Origin of the sequence: Acinetobacter sp. ABJ_C5_2 (genome assembly GCF_044538485.1) — a bacterium.
Lineage (GTDB): Bacteria > Pseudomonadota > Gammaproteobacteria > Pseudomonadales > Moraxellaceae > Acinetobacter > Acinetobacter nosocomialis_A.
In genome coordinates, this window is record NZ_JBIUCS010000051.1 from 1 (window position 1) to 5,823 (window position 5,823).

The 5,823-nt window shown below is 37.9% G+C and carries 8 protein-coding genes and 1 pseudogene; 4 read left to right on the top strand and 5 right to left on the bottom strand.

Features of this window, described 5'->3' with window-relative positions; translation table 11 throughout:
- The coding region (locus ACH8JV_RS18920; RefSeq protein ID WP_396523155.1) for a contractile injection system protein, VgrG/Pvc8 family at positions 1–541 on the bottom strand (541 nt) is incomplete at its 3' end.
- A 144-nt stretch (positions 542–685) separates the two neighbouring features.
- Here ACH8JV_RS18920 and ACH8JV_RS18925 point away from each other — a divergent pair.
- The gene (locus ACH8JV_RS18925; RefSeq protein WP_396523157.1) at positions 686–1,087 is read left to right on the top strand and encodes a hypothetical protein; all 402 of its coding nucleotides are present in this window, start codon (positions 686–688) and stop codon (positions 1,085–1,087) included.
- 144 nt (positions 1,088–1,231) lie between these two features.
- Here ACH8JV_RS18925 and ACH8JV_RS18930 read toward each other — a convergent pair whose 3' ends face one another.
- A complete protein-coding gene (locus ACH8JV_RS18930; RefSeq protein ID WP_396523159.1) occupies positions 1,232–1,585 on the bottom strand; it encodes a winged helix-turn-helix transcriptional regulator in 354 nt (117 codons plus the stop codon).
- A 92-nt stretch (positions 1,586–1,677) separates the two neighbouring features.
- Between ACH8JV_RS18930 and ACH8JV_RS18935 the strand changes: the two genes are divergently transcribed.
- The gene (locus ACH8JV_RS18935) at positions 1,678–2,214 is read left to right on the top strand and encodes an NAD(P)H-dependent oxidoreductase (protein WP_396523161.1); all 537 of its coding nucleotides are present in this window, start codon (positions 1,678–1,680) and stop codon (positions 2,212–2,214) included.
- Between the two features lie 39 nt (positions 2,215–2,253).
- Here the strand turns inward: ACH8JV_RS18935 and ACH8JV_RS18940 are convergent.
- Both ACH8JV_RS18940 and ACH8JV_RS18945 read right to left on the bottom strand, forming a co-directional pair.
- A pseudogene (locus ACH8JV_RS18940) lies at positions 2,254–2,319 on the bottom strand (hypothetical protein); the annotation flags it as partial.
- A gap of 71 nt (positions 2,320–2,390) precedes the next feature.
- Positions 2,391–3,554, bottom strand: a complete 1,164-nt coding sequence (locus ACH8JV_RS18945; protein WP_396523163.1) for a zinc-dependent alcohol dehydrogenase — start codon at positions 3,552–3,554, stop codon at positions 2,391–2,393.
- 252 nt (positions 3,555–3,806) lie between these two features.
- Between ACH8JV_RS18945 and ACH8JV_RS18950 the strand changes: the two genes are divergently transcribed.
- A complete protein-coding gene (locus ACH8JV_RS18950; protein ID WP_000921218.1) occupies positions 3,807–4,238 on the top strand; it encodes an SRPBCC family protein in 432 nt (143 codons plus the stop codon).
- Between the two features lie 53 nt (positions 4,239–4,291).
- On the opposite strand, the gene ACH8JV_RS18955 is transcribed toward ACH8JV_RS18950, so the two are convergent.
- Positions 4,292–4,846, bottom strand: a complete 555-nt coding sequence (locus tag ACH8JV_RS18955; RefSeq protein WP_396523165.1) for a TetR/AcrR family transcriptional regulator — start codon at positions 4,844–4,846, stop codon at positions 4,292–4,294.
- Positions 4,847–5,291: 445 nt separating this feature from the next.
- On the opposite strand from ACH8JV_RS18955, the gene ACH8JV_RS18960 reads away from it, so the two are divergent.
- Positions 5,292–5,801, top strand: a complete 510-nt coding sequence (locus ACH8JV_RS18960; RefSeq protein ID WP_396523167.1) for a transposase — start codon at positions 5,292–5,294, stop codon at positions 5,799–5,801.
- Positions 5,802–5,823 lie beyond the last annotated feature (22 nt).

Here is a 5,823-nt window from a genome sequence, read left to right on the forward strand (position 1 = left end):
AAAAGTCATAATCGCTTTCGTTAGACTGCATCACAAATGGACGCACATCGTAGTCTTTGGTTAAGCCAGATGTATCAAGGGTTAAGCTTGAAGCAAATAACGGACTTTTGCCTTGCCATTCTTTAAACAAAATTTCGCTAATATCGCGCACGCTTTTATTCATAAACACGCGGCTATTGCGGCGTTTATGCCAGAGTGCAGTTGGATCTTTTAAAGTTAAATTATAAATGGTGAGTGAGCCGTCACTTTGCCCTTGGCTTGCTTCGGTAATAATACCTGTCGTTCTAAAAAACTGGCCCATGTCAGTGACCTGATCGATGGTAACCTGACAGCCAATAAATTGTTTTAATGCAATATGCGCATTTGTAGACAGGCACAATAATTCAGCAACGCTACCCTGATTAAGAGTATGTTCGCCCTCAATGCGTTGCAAGAAGACTTGCTGATTTAATGATGGGTTGGAAAATTGCACATGAAGTACGCGATTCTGTGCAACCAAACCTAAACTATCTAAAATTTGAAATATTTTATGGGACATCATTATTATAAAACTGGGTCATAATCATCGATATTTTATAAAAAACAGACAGTATTGTCTAATTTATATAAATTAGCTTATCTTCCCCTAACTTACATACTTTTTAGTTTATCTAAAATAAAGGTAAAATTTTAAAGGAGAAAACCCATGTCTAAACAAATGGATCAAGCCATTCAAAGTGTCATTGACCTACATGTTTTGATCGAAAATATATTTACAGGAAAAAATGCAGAGCAAAGTCTGAGCCCGCTTTTAGATAGCTTTGATCAAAATTTTAAGATGGTAACAGTTCAAGGTCACAGCATTGGTTTCGCAGAAGTGAATAGTTTATTTAACCAAAATATTGGGAAGAAACCTTCTTTAAAAATCGACATTCTTAAGAGTACAGCTTTATACGAATTTGAAAATTATTGTTGGGTGCAATATCAGGAACATCAGCAAACTGATGAAACCGAAACATTACGCACTTCGACGGCCTGCATTAAAGTAGACGGCGAAAAATATTATTGGGTTTATTTACATGAAACTTTAGTTCCCTCATCTTCTTAACTCATCTAAAGCACCTTAAAGATGGCACCTATTTTGCTTAACAATATTACGTAAAAGCCAATGACATCAATATTGTCTTTGACTGCCAAAGACAGACCATATTAGAGGCAAGTCAAGGGATGGGGCTAATTTAAGTTTTTAATCTTATGCCTGACCAATCATCGTATGTGCCCATAACGATAAAGACTCTAAAACAGGTTTAAAAGACTGGCCTAATTCAGTCATTTCATAAACCACCTTAATCGGTGCTTTTTCACCATAAACGGTTCGAGATATTAAGCCACTTTGCTCTAATTGTTTAAGTTGAAGACTTAAGGTCATTTCAGTGATGGTTGGCATTAATTGATTGATTTCATTAAAACGTTTTGGCCCATCTTTTAGATAATACAAAATGACGCCTTTCCATTTTCCACCTACCAAATCCATAGCCATACTGATATGACATGGATAAGTTTTTCCATTCATTATGATTTCACATTTATTTTCAGTTTTTGCCATTTTTAACGCCACCTATCAACTTTGATAGTTATTGTACACCCGTACTATAAAAATTATAGTGACTATGATTTTTATAGCTACAAGGCGTTATTATGGCTTTACTTATTTTGGCCCATCCCTACTACACTCAATCAATTGCAAATAAAACGATTGTCAATGAACTCGTAAAAACCTATCCGGACCTTGAAGTGCGAGATATTTTCCAGCTTTATCCAGACTATAAAATTGACGTGAGTGCTGAACAAGAAGCGTTGTTACGCCACGACACCATCATTCTGCAATATCCAATGTTCTGGTTTAATATGCCGGCAATTTTAAAATTATGGTTTGATGAAGTTTTTACTTATCAGTTTGCTTATGGCTCTCAAGGTGACAAATTAAAAGATAAAAAAGCCATTATTAGTATGACAGTCGGGCAAAAGGAAGCTGATATGGTGAATGATCGGGAAAACTTAATTGATAGCTTTTTAAAAGCAGTTCAACATTCAATTCAATATACACAAATGCAATTAAGTAGCACATTCTTACTTTATGAAGTTTCACCTGTATCAGGTCATTCAGAGCCTGAAATTACGTTAAAAGCTGTTGAACATGGTCATAAAGTGTTAAAGCATTTGACCGAAGCATAATAAAAAAAGAGAGCATCGATATTAATGCTCTCTTTTGGTTTAAGCGACTGGTGCCAAAGTAAATAGTACTTGACCCGTTTTTACAGTTTGCACTTTTTCAATGGTATTGTGCATTTCAAAATAAAAAAAGCCCCTTTTACGAAGAGGCTTAAAACTAAATTATAAAATTGACAGTGTTAAGGAAGCAGAATCACCTTACGGCAGTCCTCTTCTCTTTCATTAAAAATGCGATAACCCTCTGCGGCATCTTCTAATTTCATTCGGTGAGTAATAATCGTTTCGGGTGTTAATTCACCACGCTCAATCAATTCTAAGAGTTGCGGTAAATATTGATGCACATGGGTTTGACCCATTTTAAAAGTTAGTCCTTTATCAAAAGCATCGCCAAATAAGAAACCATGAATCGGGCCTGCATAGACACCCGGTACACTCACCACTCCACCACGACGAACCGCAGCAATGCATTGACGAAGCGCTGCGCCACTTGAACCTTCAAGTTTTAAATTGGTGAGCACTGTTTCAATGACACTGCCCTTTGCTTCAAAACCAATGGCATCAATCACAGCATCGACACCGCGATAATTGTCAGTATTTTGAATAATAAATTCGGCCGCATCGACTTCATCAAAATTAACCGGAATAGCACCATAGGTTGCCGCCGCATAGTTCAATCGATATTCATTGTGATCGACCATAAATATCTTTTCTGCGCCAAGCATCTTGGCACAAGCGGCACTTAATAGTCCGACTGGCCCTGCACCATAAATTGCAACGGTTGAGCCACGAGTCACTTGGGCATTGGTCACGGCTTGCCAAGCAGTGGGTAAAATATCGGTCAAGAAAAGTACTTTTTCATCTGACAATGAGCCGGGTACTTTAAAAGGTCCTTTGTTGGCTTTTGGCACACGGACATATTCAGCTTGGCCGCCCGGTACACCGCCATATAAGTGGCTATAGCCAAATAAAGCTGCACCCGGTGGAATCTGCTTTTTATTAATAATTGCGCCACGCCCTGTATTGGTGGTTTCACAGGCAGCAGTTAGGTCAAGTCGGCAAAAGAAACATTCACCACAGGCAATCACAAAAGGGACGATTACACGGTCGCCCTTTTTCACATGGGTAACGGCTGGGCCGACTTCTTCAACTACGCCCATAAACTCATGCCCAAAGATATCGTCCTGCTCGGTTTTAGGGATTTTGCCTCGATATAAATGCAAGTCAGAACCACATATCGCTGTGGCGGTTACGCGTAAAATAATGTCATCTGGTTCTTGAATAATAGGGTCTGCAACCGTTTCAACTCGAACATCTTCGGCACCGTGGTAAGTAAGAGCACGCATTTTGTTATTCCTCTATTTCCTTTCATGTCATTTGATTATGAGGAGGCTTTCTTTACGGTTTGCAACGATTGTTATTTTTCACGTAAGGCATATTGCGCAAATGCAAATAAATAAAGGCTTCGCTTTGCATATGAAATATGCAATATAGAGATGAAATCACGCCGACGAACTAGAATTTCACCCTAGTGAAAAGCGTGCTAATATCCAAATTCTGACAATTACTCATGTCAAATTTACTTTAGAGGGAACAAGATGTTAAAAACTCAAAAAATCAACATCATACAAGAATTTGATGCACCTGTAGACAAGGTCTTTGCAGCCTTGAGTGAACACGAAAACCTAAGCAAACTTTTTGCTCCTGCTAAAGTCACTCGCATTAGTAATGGAAAGGATGCACGTAATGGTGTTGGCTCTGCCCGCAAGATGTCTATTCCGTTTACACCTTCATTTGTTGAAACAAATTTAGTCTATAAAGAAAATGAACTGATCGAGTACGCGATCACAAGTGGCATTAGCCCAATTAAGGCACATCGTGGTGTGATGCAATTTACAGACTTGGGAAATAACCGAACTCGTTTGAATTACACCATTAGCTTTAAAGGCCGCGTTCCTTTTATTGGCCCGATTATTAAAGCCGCTCTACAAAATGGTGTGAGTCGTGGTCTTAAAAAACTTAAGTTTTAACCCGACCTAATAAATAAAAGCCCTATTACGGGCTTTTATTTTTTTAAATATTTCTACGAAAACATCGCTATAAAATATGCGAATGGCTTGTCTCGCTCATCTATATGGTTATCGCTGAGCCTTTGAATAATGGTTCCTTCAATTATATGCAGAAGTAATTTGGCATCGTGAAATGAAGCATCCGCTTTTAGTAATCTAAGCTGACTATAGATTTCATTGGTCAGCCAAGTTCTATATCGAATGGCAGTTTGGTAGGCGTTGGAGTAGGTATTTTTAGTTTCAAAAATGGCTTTAAATAACAGGTAATACGGCCCTTCTAAGTCAGTGTGTAAATAATACAGTTTGTTGAGTTTGTCTCTTACGCTTGAGTCTTGGTCGTATTCCACCGTTTCAACGACTTTGTCTTGTAGCCGTTCTTTTTGCACAAGTAGGCAGATTTCAATAAACCGCGCTTTGGACTGGAAGTGATGATAAAAAGTCATTTTTGTAATTTCAGACTCTTTGATAATTCTATCGACACCTACTAAATGGAATCCGTGATGGTGAAATAAATCAATTGCTTTATTTACAACTTTTAAAGCACGTGTAGAAAGTACTAAAGGTGGCATAGTTGTACCGTTTAAAATAATTTTTTGTTGTATGTAAAAGAGATAGAAATGCCGTCACTCTTAAAATGAGTGCTAAAAACAGGCATGCAAAAGCGGCACTAAAGATGTGCTCGCCTATCTCGGGTTTATTGTTGCTATGATTTTGAGTCGTAACGATTCGTAAGGTGCAGAAAACCTAGAGTCGATTAAACCGATTTAGAAAGTATTTAAACGGTATAAATAGAGAGATTTTGGCAAAGGCCAAAAATTGAGAAGAATTAGTACGCATAGCGGACTCCTAGATGAAATAGAAGTTCTACCAGATCACTGCTAAATGATTATGGTGGCAGAACGAAGAAGGGTTAGCAGACTGGAGCCAAAGAATCCAGCACACCCGAAGGTGTCCCCCTCCCGTTCTGAACTGCACCCCATAAGTTAGACTTTTTAAACTTATGAGGTGTGCCCTATGCCAATTCCGAAGCATTCAAAAGAGTTAAAATTAAGTGTCATTCAAGCTTATTTAGAGGGAAGTAAAGGATATAAAATCCTTTCACAAGAATTTAATGTAGATCTCCAAACCATCCGCTTATGGATTGAAAACTATAAGGCACTAGGTGAAGATGGTCTGAATGTTAAAACTAAAAAAACCTACTACTCTTCCGAATTTAAAATCAAGGCTGTACAAATGCTTCTTGATAAGATACCAGTAAGAGAAGTTAGAAGACGGTTAAATCTGAGCGGGACGTCAATTTTAAGAAGATGGCTAGCTCAGTATCATAAAGAAGGGATTGCTGGGTTTAATACCACGAGGATTTATACCAATATGCTTAAACAAGATAAAACTAAAATAACCAAGCCTGTAAAAGATGATAAAGATAAATCTCAGCAGGAGCTCATTGATGAAGTGACTGCTTTACGAGCAGAGGTTGCCTTTTTAAAAAAGCTAAAAGCCTTAAAACTGAAGCAACGTACTTAAATTCAATTTCTACTGCAGACAG